Genomic DNA, 21,217 nt, shown 5'->3' with positions numbered 1-21,217 from the left:
CATGGGATCCGGCAACCAGGCGGTGGGAGACGGCACCCGGGCAGTACGGGCGGGACTTCCCGAACCCGTCGCGTACGAACCCACCCTCCCGGGGCCCGTCTTCGCCGCGCACTACCACCTGCCCGGCGAACCGACCGGACCGTACACCTACGGGCGCGACGAGAACCCCACCTGGACCCACCTGGAGCGGGCCATCGGCGAGCTGGAGGCGCCGGGGGAGGAAGGCGTCGAGACGGTCGTCTTCGCCTCCGGCATGGCCGCCGTGTCCGCCGTCCTCCTGTCGCAGACGCAGGCCGGCGACACCGTCGTCCTGCCCGACGACGGCTACCAGGCCCTCGCACTCGTACGCGAGCAGCTCGCCGCGTACGACGTGAAGGTGCGCACCGCGCCGACCGGCGGCGACGCCCAGCTCGGGCAACTCGACGGCGCGCGGCTGCTGTGGATCGAGACGCCGTCCAACCCGGGGCTCGACGTGTGCGACGTCCGCCGCCTCGCGAGCGCCGCGCACGCCGCCGGAGCGCTGGTCGCGGTCGACAACACCCTCGCCACCCCGCTCGGGCAGCGCCCGCTCGAACTGGGCGCGGACTTCTCCGTCGCCAGCGGCACCAAGGGCCTCACCGGTCACGGCGACGTCCTGCTCGGCTACGTGACCTGCCGCGACGCCCGGCTGGCCGCGCGAATCCGGCGCTGGCGCAAGGTCGTCGGCGCCATCCCCGGCCCGATGGAGGCATGGCTCGCGCACCGCTCGCTGGCCACGCTCCAGCTCCGGGCCGACAAGCAGGGCGCGAACGCGCTGATCCTCGCCGAGGCGCTGCGCGCGCATCCCGCCGTGAGCGGCCTGCGCCACCCCGGGCTGCCCGGCGACCCCTCGCACGCCGTCGCGTCGCGCCAGATGCGCCGCTTCGGCTGCGTCGTCTCCTTCACGCTGCCCGACCGCGCCTACGCCGAGCGGTTCCTGGAGGGACTGCGGCTGGCCGACGACGCGACCAGCTTCGGCGGTGTGCGGTCCACCGCCGAACGGCGGGGACGCTGGGGCGGCGACGCCGTACCGGAGGGCTTCGTCCGCTTCTCGGTCGGAGCCGAGGACCCGGAGGATCTGGTGGCCGACGTGCTGCGCGCACTCGACGAGGCGGCGCCCGCGGCGTAGCGGCGCCGGTCCGGCTCCGCGCGACGGACGGTCCGAGCCTCCCCCCTCATGGCTCGGACCGTCCCGGTTCCACGCGCGAAGAACCGCGCAGTCAAGGCTAGTTGACTCTGCGTCAGTGTCCAATCACGGTAGCGACAGAGACCTATCGACATATTTATAGTTGTCACCGTCGGCGACCGCGCCGGGACGGGAGACCGCGCCATGGACCTGGCTCTGCTCCGCACGTTCGTCACGGTGCACCGGGCCGGTTCCTTCACCCGCGCCGCCGCCCTCCTGGGCCTGTCCCAGCCCGCCGTGACCAGCCAGATCCGCACCCTGGAGCGCCAGCTCGGCCGCCCGCTCTTCCTGCGCCAGGCACGCGGCGTGACCCCCACGACCGTCGGCGACGAGCTGGCGCACCGGGCCGCCCCGCACCTCGACGCGCTCGTCGAGATCACCGGAACAGGACTCGACGAGGACTCCGGCGTACGGACCCTGCACCTCGCGGGGCCCCCGGAGTTCACCTCCGTACGCGTCCTGCCCGCCCTCTCGCCGCTCATCGCCCAGGGCCTGGCGCTGCGCACCTCCTTCGGCAACGCCCAGGAGACCCTGGACGGCCTCGCCGCCGGACACCACGACCTGGCGATCTCCACGGACCGCCCGCGCGGGGCCGTGCTCACCGGGACCGCCCTCTGCGACGAGGAGCACGTGCTGGTCGCGGCGCCGCGCTGGGCCGGCCGGATCGGACCCGGGCTGCTGCGCCGCGAGGGGCCACGGGTGCTGGAACACCTGCCGGTGGTGGAGGTCCACGAGTCGCTGCCGCTGGTCAGCCGGTACTGGACGGCCGTCTTCGACACCCGCCCGGCCGCCGCGGGCACCGTCGTCGCACCGGACCTGCGGGCCGTCCTGCACGCCACCGCCGCGGGCGCGGGCATCGCCGTACTGCCCCGGTACCTGTGCGAGGAGGCCCTGGAGCGGGGCGAGGTCGTGGCGCTCCTCGACCCGCCGGTCCCGCCGCTGCGCACCTACTTCCTGGCGGTGCGGACCGGAACGCTCACCCTTCCGCACATCGCGCGGGCGCACGAGTGGCTGCTGCGGGCCGCGACCGACTGGTCCTGAGCGGCGCACAACGCGGCCGCGGGGAGTTTCAGATGCGGTGGGCTGGGCCACTGTATTGCCATGACCGGCACGTCTTTCCCCGAGGGGACGACCCCCGCACCTCCGAGGCCCGTGGTCAAGCGCACCGCACGCGCCATCCTGCTCGACGGCGACGACCTCATCCTCATCAAGCGCACCAAGCCGGGCGTCGATCCGTACTGGCTCACCCCGGGCGGCGGCGTCGAACCGACGGACGCCACCGTCGTCGACGCCCTGCACCGCGAGGTCGACGAAGAACTCGGCGCGAAGATCACCGACGTCGTGCCCTGCTTCGTCGACACCGTCGAGCACATCGCGGGCGGCGGGGTGACGGGCGTCAAGGTGCAGCACTTCTTCGTCTGCCGGCTGGAGTCCATGGACCCCTCCCTGCGGCACGGCCCGGAGATCGAGGAACCCTGCGGGGAGTACGAGATCGTACGGGTGCCCTTCAGCCGGGTCGGCATCGCGGCCGTCCACCTCGTACCGCTGTCCCTGCGCCACTACCTGGACGGCAACATCGAGGGCGTGAGGGCGATGCACGCCCACGACCTGGGCTGACGACGCCGGCGGTCAGTCGCCGGCGGCCACCAGCTCGTCGAGGGAGTCGTGACGGATGCGCTCACCGGGGATGCCCAGGCTCCTGAGCGCGTCGACACCGCTGCGGATCATGCCGGGCGGGCCGGAGAGATAGGCGTCGTGGTAGTTCCACGGGCCGTGCTCCAGCACGGCGTCGGGGAACTGCGTCCTGCCGTCGACCATCGGATGCACCGAGAGCCACGAGTGGGACTGCTGGAGACGCAGCATGGTGTCGATGTCGTACAGGTCGTAGTCGGTGCGCGCGCCGTAGAAGACGTCGACGGGGCGCCGCTCGCCGTGCTCGGCCACGTCCTCGACCAGTGCCTTGATCGGCGCGATGCCGGTGCCGCCGCCGAGGCAGAGCAGGCCGCTGTCGGTGGTGTGGTCGACGGTCATCGAGCCGGCCGGCGGGCCCAGGCGCACGGTGTCGCCGGGGCGGGCGCGGTGCACCAGGGCGTTGGAGACCCAGCCGGCGGGCACCGCCTTGACGTGGAACGACAGCAGGCCGTCGGGGCGGGGGGCCCCGGCGAAGGAGTAGTGCCGCCAGACCCGCGGCCACCAGGGCGTTTCCAGACTCGTGTACTGGCCCGCCAGGAACGGGTACGGCTGGTCGGGGCGCACTGTGATGACCGCTATGTCGGGGGTCCGCAGGTCGTGCGAGACCACCTCGGCCTGCCACCATGCGGGCGCCCGCAACTCGTTCTCCGCCGCCGCGTCGATCATGATCTGCGAGATCGCGGTGTACGTCCGGATCCACGCGGCCTCGGCCTCGTCGTCCCAGGTGGACGTGGCGTACCGGGCCAGCGCCCCGAGGAGCGCCTCGCCGACCGCCGGGTAGTGGGACGCCTGGGTGCCGTACTTGCGGTGGCCGCGGCCCAGATTGCGGAGGTACTCGGTGAGCACCGGCTTGTTGTCGATGTGCTCGGCGGCGGTCAGCAGCGCCTTGAGGAGGCGGTCGCGCTGGGTGTCCATGGCCGCGGGGAAAAGCGCGCGCAGCTCGGGGTGGCGGGTGAACAACAGCGCGTAGAAGTACGACGTGACCTTGCCGGCGTCGTCACCGATGTCGGCGAGCGTGCGGCGGACGAGTACCGCGTCGGGCGACTCGGGGGCGGCGGTCGCGGCGGTCGCGGCGGGAGGCTGCGGGGGCTCGGCGGCCGGCTCCCGGAGGTGCGGAGGCTGCCACGGCTCGGCGGCCGGCTGCTGGTGGTGCAGGGGCTCGGCGGCCGGCTGCTGCCGGGGCTGCGGGGCCGCTTCCGCCCGGGTGCGCTCGGGGTGTGGCTCGGCCGACTCGGGCCGGGCGGGCTGGGGCTCGGCGGGCTGGGGGCGCGAGGCGCCGGTGCCCACCGGGCGTATCGCGGATACCTGACGGCTGGGACGGTCCGCGCCCGGCCCCGGTATCCGCTCCCGGCCGGGGTCCGCGCCCTGGCCCGGCGGCTGCTGCGTTCCCGCAGCCGGCATTCTGCGCGGCTTGAACCAGCCGCCGCCGCTGTCTTCGGAAGTGCCGTTGTCGGCCGACGTGGTGGTCGGAGCGTCCATTGATGTGCCTCGCCTCGAACAGCTTTCGGTCGGTCTCTGCACTTCCGGGACCGGAACGTGCTCGCGTTTTCCCCGCTCTGCTTGGGTCTGTGCTGTCTGTGCCCTGTGTCGTGCAGGTCCGTCGGCAGCCCACGTTAAGCACGCCACTACCCCCAATCGGGGTGAGCCGGACAGAAGTGTGACATTGCCCGCAACTGCCGTCGTCGCAGCATGCCAGGCACCGCCTCCGCATCGGACAAAGACCTGGAAGTCAGGGCATCCGTACCCGCTTTCTGGTTAGGTTGTTGCGCTCCGTGCCTTACGCGCCAAAGGCGGCGGCATCAAACCGGAGTCGACCCTACCGGCGGTAGCGCGGCACACAACCCCCCTCTTGTGATCTCCCCCACTCGGCGAATCGCCCGCTTCGCGACCGAATACGCATCAGCGGCGGGACTGCACCAGTTCGTACGGCTCGCGCAGATCACCACCCCTATAAGCAAGCACGGCAAGGTCCGACACGTGGTGATCTGCGTTGACCGCCACGGAAAGCGGCACCGCCGCGAAGATCTCCGCGTCCGACATCGAATCCCCGTAAGCCACGCAGTCACTCCTGACCAGCCCGAATTCTTCACAGAGCCGGTCCGCGATCTTCACTTTCGCGCGCGCGTTCAGAATTCCGGCCCGCTCGACCGGCTCCAGAAAGGGCACGGCGGGCCAGCGCGAACCGTGCGCGGCATGCGCGCCCCACGCCAGCAGTCGGTTCACGAAGAAGTCCGGAGACAGGGAGATGACCGCGCAGTACTCACCACGCGCCCGGATGTCGGCCCACACCTCCTCGATCCCCGACAACCACGGAGCCCCCGCGAAAGCAGCCGCCACCTGGTCCTCGGTAAGGTCCGCCCACAGCTCCCGCGCCCGTACGGCGAACTCGTCGGGCGCCATGCCGCGCAGCAGGAACTCCCGCTCCAACTCGTCGATCTCCGCGCTCACGCCCAGCTGCCGGGAAATCTCCACCGCCGCCGCCGAGCCGCGCATCAGCGTTCCGTCGAGATCGAAGAGATGCAGTCGCGTCATGTACGCCGAGGCTAGTACGCGCGGTTACTCCCCCTGCCGGATGCCGAACTGCCTGGGGCCCGGGCAGCGTGTTTCACGTGAAACCACTGCGCCGATCCGCACGCCGGGCACTTCCGCGTCTCCCACGTCGCCGCGTCCGTGAGCCGGCTGGGTCCGGTCGGCGGCCTGCTCGCCCTGGGTGTCACCCCGCCTACACCACCGACTCCCCCCGCCATGACCCGGGCGGCGTACACCTCCATGCCGGCGATCTCGGTCCTCAAGCCCTGGGGACTCACTCGTCGTGGCAGGCGTATGCGAGCTGTCGCCTCCTCTTCACCTAAACCGGTGGACGGGCGATCAGTACGTCAGCCAGCCTGATCCAATGCCGATTCCGTACGCCGATCTGCCCGTCCGCCGCCTCACACCGGCCGACCTCACCGCCTGCGCCGACCTCTCGGAAGACCGGGGCTGGCCACGGGAAGAGCACAAATGGGGCCTGCTCCTCACGGCCGGCACCGGCTACGGGATCGACGCGCCGGACGGAAAGGGACTCGCCGCCGCGAGCGTCGTCACCTCGTACGGACCCGAGAACGCGTACGGCTCCGGGAACGCGGGCGGCCCCGCACTCGCCGCGATCGGCATGGTCCTCGTCGCCGAACGCCACGCACGGCAGGGCATCGGCCGCCGCCTGATGCGCCACCTCATCACCCGGGCCGGGGACACCCCGCTCACCCTGCACGCCACACCCAACGGCCGGCCGCTCTACGAGGAACTCGGCTTCACCGTGACCGGCAGCGCCGAAATGGTCCGCGGCCACTTCCGGTCGTCCGGCTCCCCCACCGAGGTCCCGACGCGCCCCGCCACCGCCGAAGACCTGCCTGCGATCCTGCGGCTGGACGCCGAGGTCTTCGGCCAGGACCGCACCCACGTCCTCACCCGGCTGCCCGCCTTCGCCGACCAGATCCGGGTGGCCGAGGACCGCGGCGGCATCACCGGTTACGCCGCCGCCTGGCCCAACATGCAGACCCATGTCGTGGGCCCCCTGATCGCCAGGGACACCGCGACCGCGAAGGCGCTGATCGCCTCCCTGGCCGCCGGCACGGACCGGCCGCTGCGCACCGACATCGACGTACGCCACGAGGAACTGCTGGAGTGGGTGAAGGCGCGCGGGCTGGAGCCGGTGGCCTTCAACACCGTGATGACGTACGGCATCCCCGGCCTCCCGGGGGACTGGACCCGCCGCTTCGCACCGCTGACGGTCGCAGCCGGTTGACGAAGGGGATCCGGCCGGCCGCCCCCCGAAAGCGACGCCGCGAGCCCGGCCGTCCCGCCGACCGAGGGCCTCGCCCAGGTGCCGCTCGATGGTCGGGGGCCTGACCCGGTGCCGCTCACCGGCCGAGGGACTCAATCGCCGCTGTCGCGAATCCGTGGTCCTGGTCGGGCGCTCCGCCGCCGACACCGATCGCTCCGATCGGACGGCCGTCACGGTGGACCGGTACGCCGCCCGCGACGAACAGCAGCGGGCGGTCGAGCGCGGTGGGCAACGTGTGGAAGAGCCCGCCGGGCTGTACCGCGTCGACCAGGTCGGCCGTGGCGGCGTCCAACTGCAGCGCGGTGTACGCCTTGCGGGTGCTGGTCTCCCCTGCGATCAGCACCGCCCGGTCGTCGCGCCGGAAGGCGAGCAGGTGCCCACCCGCGTCGAGAACGGTGACGGCGGCGGCGACCCCGGCCTCCTCGGCCGCGCGGCGCGCGGCGTCCACGAGGGCTTCGGCGTCCTGGATGGTCAGCGGTGCTACGGCGGTCGCGGTCGTGTGCATGCGGGTGACTCCTTGATCTTCGGAGGGGGAGGGATGATTCAGCGACGTACGGCGTCAGCCGTGACGGAGACCGGTTCGGGAACCGACCCGGCGACGATCCGGCTGCGGGCGTCCGTACGGCGCTCCAGGGCGCTGGACAGAAATGCCAGGCCGAGGGCGGAGGCGGCGAGCGCGGCGCCGACCCAGTTGGGAGCGGTGTAGCCGAGGCCGGCCGCGATGACCAGGCCGCCGAGCCAGGCGGCGAGCGCGTTGCCGAGGTTGAACGCGCCGATGTTGACGGCGGAGGCGAGCGTGGGGGCACCCGCGGCCTGGTCCAGGACGCGCTTCTGAAGCGGCGGCACGGTCGCGAAACCCAGCCCGCCGATCAGCACGATCGTGACAGCGGCGGCGATCCGGTGGTGCGCGGTGACGGTGAACAGCGCCAGCACGACGGCGAGGGCGCCCAGGGACACGTACAGCAGCGGCATCAGCGCACGGTCCGCGAACCGGCCGCCGACGAGGTTGCCGCCGACCATGCCGATGCCGAAGAGGACCAGCAGCCAGGTGACGGACCCGGCGGAGTAGCCGGCCACGCCGGTCATCATCGGCGCGAGGTAGGTGATGGCGGCGAAGACACCGCCGAAGCCGAGGACGGTCATCGCCATGGCGAGCAACACCTGCGCATTGCGGAAGGCGGCCAGCTCGTGGCGCAGCCGTACCCCCTCGGGCTTGGGCGTCTCGGGCACGAGCCGGGCCACGCCCACCAGACCGAGTACACCGAGCGCCGCCACCGCGGCGAACGTGATCCGCCAGCCGTGGCTCTGGCCGACGAACGTGCCGAGCGGGACACCGACGACATTGGCGACCGTGAGGCCGGTGAACATCATCGCGATGGCCCCGGCGCGCTTGTCGGGGGCGACCAGGTCGGCGGCGACGATCGAGCCGATGCCGAAGAACGCACCGTGCGCGAGCGACGCGACCACGCGGCCGCCGAGCATCACGCCGAACGACGGAGCGAGCGCGGAGAGCAGATTGCCGGCGATGAACAGCCCCATCAGCAGCATGAGCATGCGCTTGCGGGAGATCCGGGTGCCGAGGACCGACATGAGCGGAGCGCCCAAGACGACACCGAGGGCGTAGCCGCTGACCAGGTAGCCGGCGGTGGGGATCGATACACCGAAGTCGGCGGCGACCTCGGGCAGCAAGCCCATGATCACGAACTCTGTGGTGCCGATCCCGAACGCCCCGATGGCGAGGGCGAGGAGTGCGAGTGGCATGGCCGTACCTTCCCAATAGCGTGCGCATGCGCCTAACAAGCGTCGACATTAATTGCATACGCGGGTTATTTGCAAACGCGGGCTATTGCGGTGGTCCTCTATCCTGGGATCCCGGGCTCACCGCCGCCCCGGACAAGGAGAGCTCCATGACAGCGACAGACCCGGCCCTGACCGCGCTCTCCCAGAGCTGGTGCGCCCTCTCGCTGCTCCACAGCAGGATCGACTCCCACATCGAGAAGGCCCTCCAGAGCCGGCACGGCCTGAGCGTGCGCGAGTACTCACTCCTCGACGTCCTGAGCCGCCAGCACAGCGGCCCCGGCGGGCACCTCCGCATGCAGCAGGTCGCCGACGCCGTCGTACTCAGCCAGAGCGCCACCACCCGGCTGGTCACCCGCCTCGAAGACCGCGGACTGCTGACCCGCTACCTCTGCGAAACCGACCGCCGCGGCATCTACACCGACGTCACCGAAGCCGGCCAGGCCCTGCTGGCAGAGGCCCGCCCCACCAACGACGCGGCACTGCGCGAAGCACTGGACGAGGCCGCGAAGAACGCCGAACTCGCCCCACTGGTCAGAGCGGTCGAGGAACTGCGCGTCCCCGCGTAACCACGCGCACCCACGGCCTGCGTACCCTGCGCCCATGAACGATCTTGAGATACGCCCCGCCACCGCCGACGACCTCCCGGCGATCGTCGCCATGCTCGCCGACGACCCCTTGGGCGCACAGCGCGAATCCCCGGACGACCTCACCCCGTACACAGCCGCCCTCGCCCGGCTCCAAGACGACCCCAACCAGCATGTCGTCGTCGCCGTACGCGAGAACCGAGTCGTCGGCACCCTCCAGCTCACCGTCGTCCCCGGCCTGTCCCGCCGCGGCTCCACCCGCTCGATCATCGAAGGCGTACGCGTCCACGCCGACGAACGCGGCAGCGGCCTCGGCACTCGACTGATCGAGTGGGCGATCGACGCATCCCGACGCCAGAACTGCCGACTGGTCCAGCTCACCACCGACGCCACCCGCACCGAAGCCCACCGCTTCTACGCGCGACTCGGCTTCGAAGCCTCCCATGTCGGATTCAAGCTGAGTATCTGAAAACCGTTTCTTTATCCGGTTTGGCTCGTTGCCTCCCGCAAGAGGGGGCCGCCGTATGTCCGAATGCCGCCCCCCACTCGGACGGGCCTCACGAGCCCAGGAGGAGACGAGCGGGATGGTCGACGAAGTGGCCCTGCTGGAATCCAGGACCCTGCGCGACAGCGTCGCGCAACGCACGGAAGCACTCGACAAGGTCAAAGCGCTCACCCTGCTCCCGGACGGCACCCACGTGACGACCCACATGGTCGCCACCTACTTCGAGGTGCTCGAAACCGCTGTCCGCAGCTTGGTGCAGGACCATCGCGAGGAACTGGAAGCGAACGGCTACCGCCTCGCCACCCGTGAGGAGGTCAGTGCCTTCAAGGCACGAGCCTCCGTGGACCGGTACACGAGCCAGGTCGGGCTCTTCACGAGAAGGACCGTACTCAACGTCGCCATGCTGCTGCGCGACAGCATCGTCGCACGTCAGGTACGTACCCACCTGCTCGACGTCGCGGAAAACCAGCCCCCGGCACCTGTGGACAACTTTGTCCACAGGCTCTCGTCACTGCTCGGCGAACACATCACCGAGGTCGTCGACCAGCGCATGGCCGCACACCCCGACGGTCGCGTCACCGAGATCGCGGAGGACGTCTGCCGCACCACCATCGGCCGCGCAGTCGTCCCGCTGCTCAACGCCGCCGTACACAACGACGGCGAACACCACAGCCGCATCCGGGCCCTGGAAGACGAAGTCACCCACCTCCGGCGCGTCCTGCGCGAGCGCGAGGCAGCCGGATCCATGGGCGCACTCGACGCCATGAACCCCCGTCAGTTCGAACAGCACATCGCCTGGCTCTGCCGACGCGACGGCTGCGACCGCGTCACGGTCACCGGTGGCCACGGCGACACGGGCGCGGACATCGTCGCCTACACCCCCGACGGCCGGCGCATAGTCGTCCAGTGCAAGTCCCGCAACCCCGGATCCACCATCACCAGCGGCGACGTCCAGCAGTTCATCGGCATGGCCAGACTCGAGTACAACGCGGACATCGCGCTCCTCGTCGCCACCTGCCCCTTCACGCGCGACGCGCTGCTGCTCGCCGCGCGGCACGAAGTGACGGCTGTCCACCGCGGCCTGCTGGAGGCATGGAACAACGGAGCCGGCCTCCAGGTCCTCAACAGCGTTCCGTAACGGCTTCCGCCCGGAGCAGTGTCCCGCAGTGGGCCCGAAGTCGCAGCCACGGCATGCAGCTTCGGGCCCGCCCGCTCTCTACCGGCAACCCGCCCCAGCACCTGGTTCCACGTGAAACATCACAGCCCGCGCCACCCGCCTTCATCCACGCCTCCGGGGACCGCGTCCCCGGGCTCGTACGGCTCACGGGTGAAGACGAACGACCCCAGGTCCAGATGGCTCACCGAGCCGTCCTCCCGCCGCACCACCCGCAGCGTCTCCCCCAAGTGATAGCCGTCGAGGCCGACCCAGGTGCCGTCCGGCCGGGCCTCGAAGCACGAGCCCCGGCCGTTGCCCCGCAGCGGCTGAAGCTCCAGGCCCCGGTCGGCGACGAGCGTCAGCACGTACGGCGCCGTACCCCAGAACCACGGGCCCGTCAGCGCCAGCAACTCGTGGTCCACCTCGGGCAACGGACGCCAGGGCTCAGGGATGCGCGGCTCCGCCTCGGCAACGATACGGATCAGATCCGCAGCCACCGCCGGAGCCGACAACCCCGACGTCGCATTGGTCAACGCCACCGCGGCCAGCCCGTCCTCCACACTGATCCACAGACCGGCGACGAAGCCCGGCAGCGAACCCGAGTGGCCCACCAGCGTCCGCCCACCACTCTGCACGATCTGCAACCCGAGCCCGTACCCCCCGGTCTCCCCAGGCGCCGGAGGCGCGGCGGGCGTACGCATCTCCCGCACGGACGCGGCGCTCAGCACCCTCTCGTCACCGACGGCAAGGAAGCCGGCGAACCGGCACAGATCGGCCGTCGTCGACCAGAGCTGACCGGCGGCAGCCATCACCCCGAGATCCACGGCCGGCTCCGGCAAGATCACATCGGCCCACGGATGCACCGCCCAGCCGCCCGCGTGCGGCCCTTCGGGGTCCGCACTCGTACGCCGCATGCCCAGCGGCTCAAGAATCTCCCGCCGCAACACCTCCGCCCACGGCCGCCCCCGTACCGCTTCGACGAGCCGGCCCAGCAGGGTGTAGCCCGGGTTGGAGTAATGGTGAGTACGCCCGACCGGATGCAGTCGCCCCTGCTCACCCAGCACATCGGCGAGCCCAGGACGCAGGGACCCCGGCGTCCGCTCCCACCAAGGCGCGGGCGTCTCCGCCGCCAAACCAGCGGTGTGGCACAGCAGTTGCGCCACCGTCACCTCGCCCACCCCCGTACCCGGCAGGTGCTTCTCCAGCGAATCACCCAGGTCGAGCAACCCCTCGTCACGCAGCCGCAGCACCAGCACCGCGGTGAACGTCTTGGTGATCGAACCGATCCGGTACTGCGTGTGCGCGTCCGGACCGTGTCCCTCGACACACGTACGGGCACCCGTCCACACCACCCGCCCATCACGCTGCACTGCGGCGACGAAGGAGGGCGCCCTGCCCTCCGTCTGCGCGGTGGCGATGCGGTGCAGAAGGGCACGGCGAGTGCCGGGAAGGAGCTCTTCGAGCGGTGAGTTCATGGTCAACACCTACCGGCACCATCCCGCCCAGTCGAGCCCATTACGGAATAGGCCCGGGACGCAAGCCAGTTGGTAGCGAAGGACCGCCCCCTCGCCCTGGAGCAGACATGACCACCGACACGACCAGCGGCCCCGACCGCTCGTTCCTCTTCGTCCTCGGCAGCGCCCGCCCCGACGGCAACACCGAGATACTCGCCCGGGCCGCCGCCGACCAACTGCCCGCCGGCACTCCGCAACACTGGGTGGACCTGACCCGCCTCCCACTGCCCGACTTCCAGGACGGACGCCACGAGAGCGACTCCTGGACCGTCGGGGAGACCGAAGAGACCCTGCGCGAAGCCACTCTGGCGGCCACCGACATCGTCATCGCCTCCCCGCTCTACTGGTACACCCTCTCCGCCCAGACCAAGCGCTACCTCGACTACTGGTCGGGCTGGCTGGCAGTGCCCGGCCTCGACTTCCAGCATCGGATGGCCGGACGCACCCTGTGGGGAGTGACGGTCATGGCCGACCGGCACGAAAGCGTCGCCGAAGGCCTGGCGACCACCCTCACCAACACGGCGGCCTACATGCGGATGCGCTTCGGCGGCCTGCTGCTCGGCAACGGCTCCCGCCCCGGCCAAGTCCGCGACGACGAACGCGCGATGATCCGCGCCAAGACCTTCTTCCAGCAGAACGCCCCACTCGCCCGCCTCCCCTACGAAACAGAGACCGGCGAGCGCTAGACCGCCGCCCCGCACCCGGCCCGCCCGAGACGGACCACCCCGCTCGGGCAAGATCTACGGCGGACACCGACCGAGTGGCCGGTCAAGAACCGACCGCCCGACCGCGCGCCGGCGAGGTACGGATCAGATCTGCGCCATGTCCACGAACCGCGAATAGTGGCCCTGGAACGCCACCGTGATCGTCGCCGTCGGACCATTACGGTGCTTGGCCACCATCAGGTCCGCCTCGCCCGCACGCGGCGACTCCTTCTCGTACGCGTCCTCACGGTGCAGCAGGATCACCATGTCGGCGTCCTGCTCGATCGAGCCCGACTCACGCAGGTCGGACACCATCGGCTTCTTGTCCGTACGCTGCTCCGGACCACGGTTCAGCTGCGAGAGCGCGATCACCGGGAGCTCCAGCTCCTTCGCCAGCAGCTTGAGGTTTCGCGACATGTCCGAAACCTCCTGCTGGCGGCTCTCCGCCCGCTTCGAACCACCGGACTGCATCAGCTGCAAGTAGTCGATGATGACCAGCTTCAGGTCGTTGCGCTGCTTCAACCGGCGGCACTTCGCCCGGATCTCCATCATCGACAGGTTCGGAGAATCGTCGATGTACAGCGGCGCCTGCGAGACGTCCGGCATCCGGCGCGCCAGCCTCGTCCAGTCCTCGTCCGTCAGCGTGCCCGACCGCATGTGGTGCAGCGCCACCCGGGCCTCCGCCGACAACAGACGCATCGCGATCTCGTTGCGCCCCATTTCGAGCGAGAAGATCACGCTCGGCAGATTGTTCTTGATCGAGCAGGCCCGCGCGAAGTCCAGCGCGAGCGTCGACTTGCCCATGGCGGGACGGGCCGCGATGACGATCATCTGGCCGGGATGCAGACCGTTGGTGAGCGAGTCGAAGTCGGTGAAACCTGTCGGCACACCGGTCATCTCGCCCGTACGCGAACCGATCGCCTCGATCTCGTCGAGCGCCCCCTCCATGATGTCGCCGAGCGGAAGGTAGTCCTCGCTGGTGCGCTGCTCGGTGACGGCGTAGATCTCCGCCTGGGCGGCGTTCACGATGTCGTCGACGTCGCCGTCGGCCGCGTATCCCATCTGCGTGATCTTCGTACCCGCCTCGACCAGCCGGCGCAGCACGGCCCGCTCGTGGACGATCTCCGCGTAGTACTCCGCGTTGGCCGCGGTCGGCACCGTCTGCACCAAGGTGTGCAGGTACGAGGCGCCGCCCACCTTCGTGATCTCGCCGCGCTTGGTCAGCTCGGCGCCCACCGTGATGGGGTCGGCCGGCTCCCCCTTGGCGTACAGGTCGAGGATCGCCGTATAGACCGTCTCGTGCGCCGGGCGGTAGAAGTCGTGGCCCTTGAGGATCTCCACCACGTCCGCAATGGCGTCCTTGGAGAGCAGCATGCCGCCGAGAACGGACTGCTCCGCGTCCAGGTCCTGCGGGGGCACCCGCTCGAACGCGGGGGAGCCGCCTTCCCAGCCACCGCCCTCACCACCGCGGTCGTGCTGTTCGTCGCGGCCCCTGCCTTCGCCGCGACGACGACGGGAGGGCAGACGGTCACCGGGACCGCTGTCGGCCCAGGGGTCGTCCAATGGCTCGGAAATGCTCACCGGGCCACCTCCTCCCGTCCGCAGCGCGGACCTCGCTGTGCCACTCTTTCTTACGGCACGGCTCTGACAAATAAGACGCCCGACTCCGGTTCCGGCGCATCAAGTTCGACGAGCTTCCGGGGCCGGAACGGAAGGCGGGCGCCGCACAACGGTAGGCCCGTCGGCACCGTCAGCCAATCTGGTTATCCACAGGCCATGTGGACGAGAACCCAGTTGCTGTGGAGAAGTCCCCAGAACCTGTGCACGGACCGGGGGACAGCACTGTGGACAAACTCATACCGCCTCCGCCCGAACCCCCCTGACCTGGCGTTTCTCCATCCACCGGCTGTGGGGAAGAAAAACTTCGGCCCCTGGTGCAAGATCAGAAAAAACTGCGCACGACCGAACCCGGAAAGCACCCATCCGTAAGGGCCTCAGGGCCATTGCGTCCATTACCTGTGGAAGATTAGATTGACCTCATGACTCAGGCCCCCACGGCAGCGAAGGCCCGCCGACGCCGGCACGACCGCGAGATCATCTCGCTGGCTCTTCCGGCCTTCGGCGCCCTGGTCGCCGAGCCCCTCTTCGTGATGGTCGACAGTGCCGTCATCGGTCACCTCGGCACCCCCCAGCTCGCCGGTCTCGGCATCGCCGCCGCGCTTCTCATGACCGCCGTGAGCGTGTTCGTCTTCCTCGCGTACGCCACCACCGCCGCGGTCGCCCGCCGCGTCGGCGCGGGCGACCTCCAGGCCGCCATCCGGCAGGGCATGGACGGGATCTGGCTGGCGCTCCTCCTCGGCGTCGCGGTGATCGCGGTGGTTCTGCCCGCCGCGCCCTGGCTGATCGACCTCTTCGGCGCCTCCGGTACCGCGGCTCCGTACGCCGTCACGTATCTGCGGATCTCCAGTCTCGGCATTCCCGCGATGCTCGTGGTCCTCGCGGCCACCGGCGTTCTGCGCGGGCTCCAGGACACGAGGACACCGCTGTACGTCGCCGTCGGCGGCTTCACCGCGAACGCGGTCCTCAACGTGGGCCTCGTGTATGGGGCCGGGCTGGGGATCGCCGGTTCCGCGTGGGGCACGGTGATCGCCCAGTGCGGGATGGCCGCCGTGTACCTCGTGGTGGTGGTCCGCGGTGCAAGGAAGCACGGAGCGTCCCTGCGGCCCGACGCCGCCGGCATCCGGGCCTGCGCCCAAGCCGGCGCACCGCTGCTGGTCCGCACGCTGTCGCTGCGTGCTGTGCTGATGATCGCCACCGCGGTGGCCGCGCGCCTCGGGGACGCGGATGTCGCGGCGCATCAGATCCTGCTGGCGCTGTGGAGTCTGCTGGCGTTCGCCCTCGACGCGATCGCGATCGCGGGACAGGCGATCATCGGCCGGTACCTGGGAGCCGACGACCCCAAGGGGGCTCGGGAGGCGTGCCGGCGGATGGTGCAGTGGGGCATCGTCTCCGGGGTGGTGCTAGGGGTCCTGGTGGCGGTGTCACGGCCGTTGTTCATTCCGTTGTTCACGAGTGACGAGGTCGTCCGGGACGCGTTGTTGCCGGCCTTGCTGGTGGTGGCGCTGTCGCAGCCGATCGCGGGCATCGTCTTCGTGCTGGACGGTGTGCTGATGGGAGCCGGGGACGGTCCATATCTGGCGTGGGCCATGCTGGCGACGCTCGCTGTCTTCACCCCGGTGGCGTTGCTGGTGCCGGTGCTCGGCGGGGGTCTGACCGCCCTGTGGTGGGCGATGACGCTCATGATGGTGGTACGGATGCTGACGCTGTGGCTGCGCGCGCGTTCGGGGCGTTGGATCGTCACGGGCGCCACGCGCTGAACAAGGCGTGAGGCGTGGGGCGCGCGGAGAGTCTGCGTGTTTCACGTGGAACCGTGTTTCACGTGAAACGACGAAGGGCCGCACCCCGTGGGGTGCGGCCCTTCTGACTGCTCTGCGATGCGCAGTGCTTAGGCGGCGACGACCTCGACGCCCAGGTTCGCGGCGACCTCGGCGTGCAGACGCACGGAGACCTGGTGCGAGCCGAGGGTCTTGATCGGGGCGCCCAGCTCAACGCGGCGCTTGTCGACCTCGGGGCCACCGGCGGCCTTGATCGCCGAAGCGACGTCGGCCGGGGTGACGGAGCCGAAGAGACGGCCGGCGTCGCCGGAGCGAACGGCCAGACGCACGTTCACGCCTTCGAGCTTGGCCTTGATCTCGTTGGCCTGCTCGATGGTCGCGATCTCGTGGATCTTGCGGGCGCGGCGGATCTGCGCCACGTCCTTCTCGCCGCCCTTGGTCCAGCGGATCGCGAAACCGCGCGGGACCAGGTAGTTGCGGGCGTAGCCGTCCTTGACGTCAACGACGTCGCCGGCAGTGCCGAGGCCAGAGACCTCGTGGGTGAGGATGATCTTCATTTTTCGGTCACCCTTCCCTTATCGCGCGGTGGACGTGTAGGGCAGCAGCGCCATCTCACGGCTGTTCTTGACTGCCGTGGCGACGTCACGCTGGTGCTGCGTGCAGTTGCCGGTCACGCGGCGGGCACGAATCTTGCCGCGGTCGGAAATGAACTTCCGCAGCATGTTCGTGTCCTTGTAGTCCACGTACGTGACCTTGTCCTTGCAGAATGCGCAGACCTTCTTCTTAGGCTTGCGCACAGGCGGCTTCGCCATGGTGTTTCTCCTGTGTGATCAAGAAGTGGTGTACGGGCCCGCCCTAGAAGGGGGGCTCGTCCGAGTAGCCGCCGCCGGCGCCGCCGGAGCTTCCGCCCCAGCCGCCGCCGCCCTGCTGCTGTCCGCCGCCGGCCGGTGCACTGCTGGCCCAGGGGTCGTCGGCGGGAGCGCCGCCACCCTGCTGGCCGCCGCCGCCGGGGGCTCCGCCCCAGTTGCCGCCGCCCTGACCGCCCTGCTGGCCGCCGCCGTACCCGCCCTGACCGCCTCGGCCGGTGGTCTTGGTGACCTTGGCCGTGGCCGTCTTGAGGCTGGGGCCGACTTCTTCGACGTCCAGCTCGTAGACCGTGCGCTTGACGCCCTCGCGGTCTTCGTAGGACCGCTGCTTGAGCCGGCCCTGAACGACGACGCGCATGCCTCGCGTAAGCGACTCTGCGACGTTCTCCGCCGCCTGACGCCAGACCGAGCAGGTGAGGAACAGGCCTTCGCCGTCCTTCCACTCATTGGTCTGCTTGTCGAAGATGCGGGGAGTGGACGCGACACGGAACTTCGCGACCGCCGCACCGGACGGGGTGAAGCGCAGCTCGGGGTCGTCGACGAGATTGCCGACGACCGTGATGACGGTCTCGCCTGCCATGGGTGAACCTCTCGGCGGGGATTGCTGCTGGCTGCTTGTTGCTACTCGGACCCGATTACCGCTGAGCTACTGAGCTCAGTGGGTTTCGGGGCGGAGGACCTTGGTCCGGAGGACCGACTCGTTCAGGTTCATCTGTCGGTCGAGCTCCTTGACGACCGCAGGCTCGGCCTGGAGGTCGATGACCGAGTAGATGCCCTCGGGCTTCTTCTTGATCTCGTAGGACAGACGACGACGGCCCCAGGTGTCGACCTTCTCGACCTTTCCGTTGCCCTCGCGGACGACGGAGAGGAAGTTCTCGATCAACGGGGAGACAGCGCGCTCCTCGAGATCGGGGTCGAGGATGACCATCACTTCGTAGTGACGCATGTGGAACCCACCTCCTTTGGACTCAGCGGCCACGGTCGTTCCGTGGCAGGAGGGTCGTGATGCGTACGCAACGGTATCGGCCGCCACTGACACGCCGCCTTCCGTGAGGGAGGGGGCTCGTTTTCTGGCAGGGCAGACACCGGTGCAGACCGTACAGACTACCTGCTCAACGCCTTCCGGTTGAAATCCGGCTGTGAGGGGCCACAATCTGTACACATCGGGTGTGTGCGGCATCACGTTCGCCGCCTTCCAGCAGGAGGTGCCCCATGGCGCAGGCAATGCGACGACACTCCACGAGCTCCCTCTTCGAGACCGACGGCAAGCCACATCCGCTCCAGGACACGCTGCTCGCGGTGACGCTCGTGCTGGGCGCGATCGCCTTCGTCTCGGCGATGTTCCACAACCTGCACCTGCTCAGCTCGTGGACAGGGCTGGTCGGCATCCTCACGGGTGCGTACGGCCAGTTCATCTCGGCCACGACGCGTGAGCGGTTCCCGATGATCGTCGGCCTGGGGGCGTCCGCGGTGGGCTTCTTCCTCGGCATGGCGCACGGCGGTCTGTTCGGCGGGGTCCTCGGATAGGTCCGGCTGGGTCAGCGGCCAGTCGGGGCGCTCCTTGGGCGCAGTAGGCTTCGGCGCGAGAGCCGGAGCCCCTGATCCCATGGGGACAGACCTGCCGAGGAGCGCCCCGTCATGAGCCTGACCCTGAGGACCATCAGCCGAGAGCAGCATCTGGCGTACATCCAGAGCCTGCCCGCGGCGAGCCACTGCCAGGTCCCGGCATGGGCCGATGTGAAGACGGAGTGGCGGTCGGAGAGCCTTGGCTGGTTCGACCAGGGCGGTCAGCTGGTCGGCGCCGGCCTGGTGCTCTACCGGCAGCTGCCGAAGATCAAGCGCTATCTCGCGTACCTGCCCGAGGGTCCGGTGATCAACTGGTACGCGCCGAATCTGGACGACTGGCTGCAGCCGATGCTGGCGCACCTCAAGCAGCAGGGCGCCTTCTCCGTGAAGATGGGCCCGCCGGTGGTCATCCGCCGCTGGGACGCGCCCGCCATCAAGGCCGGCATTCAGGACCCGGACGTGAAGCGCCTGCGGGACATCGAGGCGACGCACATCGAGCCGCGCGCCTTCGAAGTGGCGGACCGTCTGCGGAAGATGGGCTGGCAGCAGGGCGAGGACGGCGGGGCCGGCTTCGGCGACGTGCAGCCGCGTTACGTGTACCAGGTGCCGCTGGCGAACCGTTCGCTCGACGATGTCCTCAAGGGCTTCAACCAGTTGTGGCGGCGGAACATCAAGAAGGCCGAGAAGGCCGGTGTCGAGGTCGTGCAGGGCGGTTACGAGGATCTTGCCGAGTGGCAGCGGCTGTACGAGATCACCGCTGTGCGTGACCGGTTCCGTCCGCGGCCGCTCTCGTACTTCCAGCGTATGTGGTCGGTCCTGAACGCCGAGGACCCGAACCGCATGCGGCTGTACTTCGCCCGTCACAACGGGGTGAACCTGTCCGCGGCGACGATGCTGGTCGTGGGTGGACACGTCTGGTACTCGTACGGCGCCTCGGACAACATCGGCCGTGAGGTCCGGCCGTCGAACGCGATGCAGTGGCGGATGCTGCGCGACGCGTACGCGATGGGCGCGACCGTGTACGACCTCCGGGGCATCTCGGACTCCCTGGACGAGACGGACCACCTGTTCGGCCTGATCCAGTTCAAGGTGGGCACGGGCGGGGAGGCCGTGGAGTACGTCGGCGAGTGGGACTTCCCGCTGAACAAGATGCTCCACAAGGCTCTCGACATGTACATGTCGCGCCGCTGATACTCGCTGGTCCCCGCACCAGCACCGTTCGCCCCTCAACACCTCTGACACACCGCTGCCACCAGAAAGGTTCCGGACCGGCCATGGCGCTCACCCTCTACGTCGACACCGCGCGCTGGCGGGCGCACCAGAAGTCCGTGCTCGACCAGTTCCCCGGAATCGTGCCGGTCTGCAAGGGCAACGGCTACGGCTTCGGTCACGAGCGGCTCGCCGACGAGGCGACCCGCTTCGGCTCGGACATCCTCGCCGTCGGCACCACCTACGAAGCCGCCCGCATCAAGGACTGGTTCGGTGGTGACCTGCTCGTCCTGACGCCGTTCCGGCGCGGTGAGGAGCCGGTGCCGCTGCCGGACCGGGTGGTGCGTTCGGTGTCGTCCGTCGACGGTGTGCACGCGCTGGTCGGCGCCCGCGTCGTCATCGAGTGCATGAGCTCGATGAAGCGGCACGGCGTGAAGGAGGAGGAACTCGGACTGCTGCACGCGGCGATCGAGGACGTGCGCCTGGAGGGCTTCGCCCTGCACCTGCCGCTGGACCGCACCGACGGCTCGGACGCGGTCGAGGAGGTCATCGGGTGGATGGACCGGCTGCGCGCCGCCCGTCTTCCGCTGCACACGATGTTCGTCAGCCACCTGAAGGCCGACGAACTGGCCCGGTTGCAGCAGCAGTTCCCGCAGACGCGGTTCCGCGCGCGGATCGGCACCCGGCTGTGGCTGGGCGACCACGAGGCGACGGAGTACCGCGGCTCGGTCCTGGACGTGACCCCGGTGTCCAAGGGCGACCGGTTCGGCTACCGCCAGCAGAAGGCGGCCTCGGACGGCTGGCTCGTGGTCGTGGCGGGCGGTACGTCGCACGGTGTCGGCCTGGAGGCGCCCAAGGCCCTGCACGGTGTGATGCCGCGCGCCAAGGGCGTGGCGCGGGCCGGCCTGGCCACGGTGAACCGCAACCTCGCGCCGTTCGTGTGGGCCGGCAAGCAGCGCTGGTTCGCCGAGCCGCCGCACATGCAGGTCTCGATCCTGTTCGTCCCCTCGGACGCGCAGGAGCCGAAGGTCGGCGAGGAGCTGGTGGCCCATCTGCGCCACACGACGACGCAGTTCGACCGCATCGTCGACCGCTGACCCTCCGTGACACCGTCACGTCGGGGGGGGGGGACCCCCCGGGGGGGGGCGGCCCGCCGGGGGGTTTAGGGCCCCGCAACCCGCCGCCCCCCCCCCAAGGGG

22 protein-coding genes are annotated in these 21,217 nt (G+C 69.9%); 12 read left to right on the top strand and 10 right to left on the bottom strand.

Annotated features, from left to right (window positions below; all coding sequences use genetic code 11):
• Position 1: 1 nt before the first annotated feature.
• The 3 genes from ACWGH0_RS00670 (at position 2) to ACWGH0_RS00660 (ending at position 2,821) form a co-directional block, all read left to right on the top strand.
• A complete protein-coding gene (locus ACWGH0_RS00670) occupies positions 2-1,147 on the top strand; it encodes a cystathionine gamma-lyase (RefSeq protein WP_453401917.1) in 1,146 nt (381 codons plus the stop codon).
• Between the two features lie 201 nt (positions 1,148-1,348).
• Positions 1,349-2,245, top strand: coding sequence for a LysR family transcriptional regulator (locus tag ACWGH0_RS00665; protein WP_453401916.1), 897 nt, complete (start codon positions 1,349-1,351; stop codon positions 2,243-2,245).
• Between the two features lie 60 nt (positions 2,246-2,305).
• Positions 2,306-2,821: an NUDIX domain-containing protein gene (locus ACWGH0_RS00660; protein ID WP_453401915.1), complete on the top strand. Its 516-nt coding sequence runs from the start codon at positions 2,306-2,308 to the stop codon at positions 2,819-2,821.
• A gap of 12 nt (positions 2,822-2,833) precedes the next feature.
• Here ACWGH0_RS00660 and ACWGH0_RS00655 read toward each other — a convergent pair whose 3' ends face one another.
• Both ACWGH0_RS00655 and ACWGH0_RS00650 read right to left on the bottom strand, forming a co-directional pair.
• Complete coding sequence (locus ACWGH0_RS00655) at positions 2,834-4,375, bottom strand: globin domain-containing protein (protein WP_453401914.1); 1,542 nt, start codon at positions 4,373-4,375, stop codon at positions 2,834-2,836.
• A 420-nt stretch (positions 4,376-4,795) separates the two neighbouring features.
• A complete protein-coding gene (locus tag ACWGH0_RS00650) occupies positions 4,796-5,428 on the bottom strand; it encodes an HAD family hydrolase (protein ID WP_453401913.1) in 633 nt (210 codons plus the stop codon).
• A 361-nt stretch (positions 5,429-5,789) separates the two neighbouring features.
• Here ACWGH0_RS00650 and ACWGH0_RS00645 point away from each other — a divergent pair, with 361 nt between their 5' ends.
• A complete protein-coding gene (locus ACWGH0_RS00645; protein ID WP_453401912.1) occupies positions 5,790-6,680 on the top strand; it encodes a GNAT family N-acetyltransferase in 891 nt (296 codons plus the stop codon).
• A gap of 115 nt (positions 6,681-6,795) precedes the next feature.
• On the opposite strand, the gene ACWGH0_RS00640 is transcribed toward ACWGH0_RS00645, so the two are convergent.
• Complete coding sequence (locus tag ACWGH0_RS00640) at positions 6,796-7,224, bottom strand: GlcG/HbpS family heme-binding protein (protein ID WP_453401911.1); 429 nt, start codon at positions 7,222-7,224, stop codon at positions 6,796-6,798.
• A 38-nt stretch (positions 7,225-7,262) separates the two neighbouring features.
• The gene (locus ACWGH0_RS00635) at positions 7,263-8,480 is read right to left on the bottom strand and encodes an MFS transporter (RefSeq protein ID WP_453401910.1); all 1,218 of its coding nucleotides are present in this window, start codon (positions 8,478-8,480) and stop codon (positions 7,263-7,265) included.
• Positions 8,481-8,626: 146 nt separating this feature from the next.
• On the opposite strand from ACWGH0_RS00635, the gene ACWGH0_RS00630 reads away from it, so the two are divergent.
• From ACWGH0_RS00630 to ACWGH0_RS00620, 3 genes are all read left to right on the top strand, one after another.
• On the top strand, positions 8,627-9,085 hold the full coding sequence (locus ACWGH0_RS00630; RefSeq protein ID WP_453401909.1) for a MarR family winged helix-turn-helix transcriptional regulator: 459 nt from the start codon (positions 8,627-8,629) through the stop codon (positions 9,083-9,085).
• Between the two features lie 34 nt (positions 9,086-9,119).
• Positions 9,120-9,572, top strand: coding sequence for an N-acetyltransferase family protein (locus ACWGH0_RS00625; protein WP_453401908.1), 453 nt, complete (start codon positions 9,120-9,122; stop codon positions 9,570-9,572).
• A 115-nt stretch (positions 9,573-9,687) separates the two neighbouring features.
• A complete protein-coding gene (locus tag ACWGH0_RS00620; protein WP_453401907.1) occupies positions 9,688-10,746 on the top strand; it encodes a restriction endonuclease in 1,059 nt (352 codons plus the stop codon).
• Between the two features lie 119 nt (positions 10,747-10,865).
• Here the strand turns inward: ACWGH0_RS00620 and ACWGH0_RS00615 are convergent, their stop codons facing one another.
• A complete protein-coding gene (locus ACWGH0_RS00615) occupies positions 10,866-12,239 on the bottom strand; it encodes a serine hydrolase domain-containing protein (protein WP_453401906.1) in 1,374 nt (457 codons plus the stop codon).
• 107 nt (positions 12,240-12,346) lie between these two features.
• Here ACWGH0_RS00615 and ACWGH0_RS00610 point away from each other — a divergent pair, with 107 nt between their 5' ends.
• Positions 12,347-12,964, top strand: a complete 618-nt coding sequence (locus ACWGH0_RS00610; RefSeq protein WP_453401905.1) for a flavodoxin family protein — start codon at positions 12,347-12,349, stop codon at positions 12,962-12,964.
• Between the two features lie 123 nt (positions 12,965-13,087).
• Here the strand turns inward: ACWGH0_RS00610 and dnaB are convergent, their stop codons facing one another.
• Positions 13,088-14,545: a replicative DNA helicase gene (dnaB, locus tag ACWGH0_RS00605; RefSeq protein WP_167518257.1), complete on the bottom strand. Its 1,458-nt coding sequence runs from the start codon at positions 14,543-14,545 to the stop codon at positions 13,088-13,090.
• A 476-nt stretch (positions 14,546-15,021) separates the two neighbouring features.
• Here dnaB and ACWGH0_RS00600 point away from each other — a divergent pair, with 476 nt between their 5' ends.
• Positions 15,022-16,359, top strand: coding sequence for an MATE family efflux transporter (locus tag ACWGH0_RS00600; protein ID WP_453401904.1), 1,338 nt, complete (start codon positions 15,022-15,024; stop codon positions 16,357-16,359).
• A gap of 128 nt (positions 16,360-16,487) precedes the next feature.
• On the opposite strand, the gene rplI is transcribed toward ACWGH0_RS00600, so the two are convergent.
• The 4 genes from rplI to rpsF all read right to left on the bottom strand — a co-directional run bounded on the left by rplI (position 16,488) and on the right by rpsF (position 18,189).
• Positions 16,488-16,934 carry a 50S ribosomal protein L9 gene (rplI, locus tag ACWGH0_RS00595; protein WP_138895788.1) on the bottom strand — a complete coding sequence of 149 codons (447 nt, stop codon included), beginning with the start codon at positions 16,932-16,934 and terminating at the stop codon, positions 16,488-16,490.
• An 18-nt stretch (positions 16,935-16,952) separates the two neighbouring features.
• Positions 16,953-17,189 carry a 30S ribosomal protein S18 gene (gene rpsR, locus ACWGH0_RS00590; protein WP_003949403.1) on the bottom strand — a complete coding sequence of 79 codons (237 nt, stop codon included), beginning with the start codon at positions 17,187-17,189 and terminating at the stop codon, positions 16,953-16,955.
• Between the two features lie 43 nt (positions 17,190-17,232).
• Entirely contained in the window at positions 17,233-17,823 is a 591-nt protein-coding gene (locus ACWGH0_RS00585; protein WP_453401903.1) for a single-stranded DNA-binding protein, read from the bottom strand.
• Between the two features lie 75 nt (positions 17,824-17,898).
• Positions 17,899-18,189, bottom strand: coding sequence for a 30S ribosomal protein S6 (gene rpsF / locus ACWGH0_RS00580; protein ID WP_006604399.1), 291 nt, complete (start codon positions 18,187-18,189; stop codon positions 17,899-17,901).
• A gap of 266 nt (positions 18,190-18,455) precedes the next feature.
• Between rpsF and ACWGH0_RS00575 the strand changes: the two genes are divergently transcribed.
• From ACWGH0_RS00575 to ACWGH0_RS00565, 3 genes are all read left to right on the top strand, one after another.
• Entirely contained in the window at positions 18,456-18,770 is a 315-nt protein-coding gene (locus tag ACWGH0_RS00575; protein WP_453401902.1) for a hypothetical protein, read from the top strand.
• 111 nt (positions 18,771-18,881) lie between these two features.
• Positions 18,882-20,000 carry a lipid II:glycine glycyltransferase FemX gene (locus ACWGH0_RS00570; protein ID WP_453401901.1) on the top strand — a complete coding sequence of 373 codons (1,119 nt, stop codon included), beginning with the start codon at positions 18,882-18,884 and terminating at the stop codon, positions 19,998-20,000.
• Between the two features lie 83 nt (positions 20,001-20,083).
• The gene (locus tag ACWGH0_RS00565; RefSeq protein WP_453401900.1) at positions 20,084-21,115 is read left to right on the top strand and encodes an alanine racemase; all 1,032 of its coding nucleotides are present in this window, start codon (positions 20,084-20,086) and stop codon (positions 21,113-21,115) included.
• Positions 21,116-21,217: the final 102 nt, after the last annotated feature.

It is taken from the genome of Streptomyces sp. NPDC054887 (genome assembly GCF_053610585.1).
The sequence above is the reverse complement of the archived record's forward strand: the minus strand, read 5'-3'. Positions and strand labels throughout refer to the sequence as shown.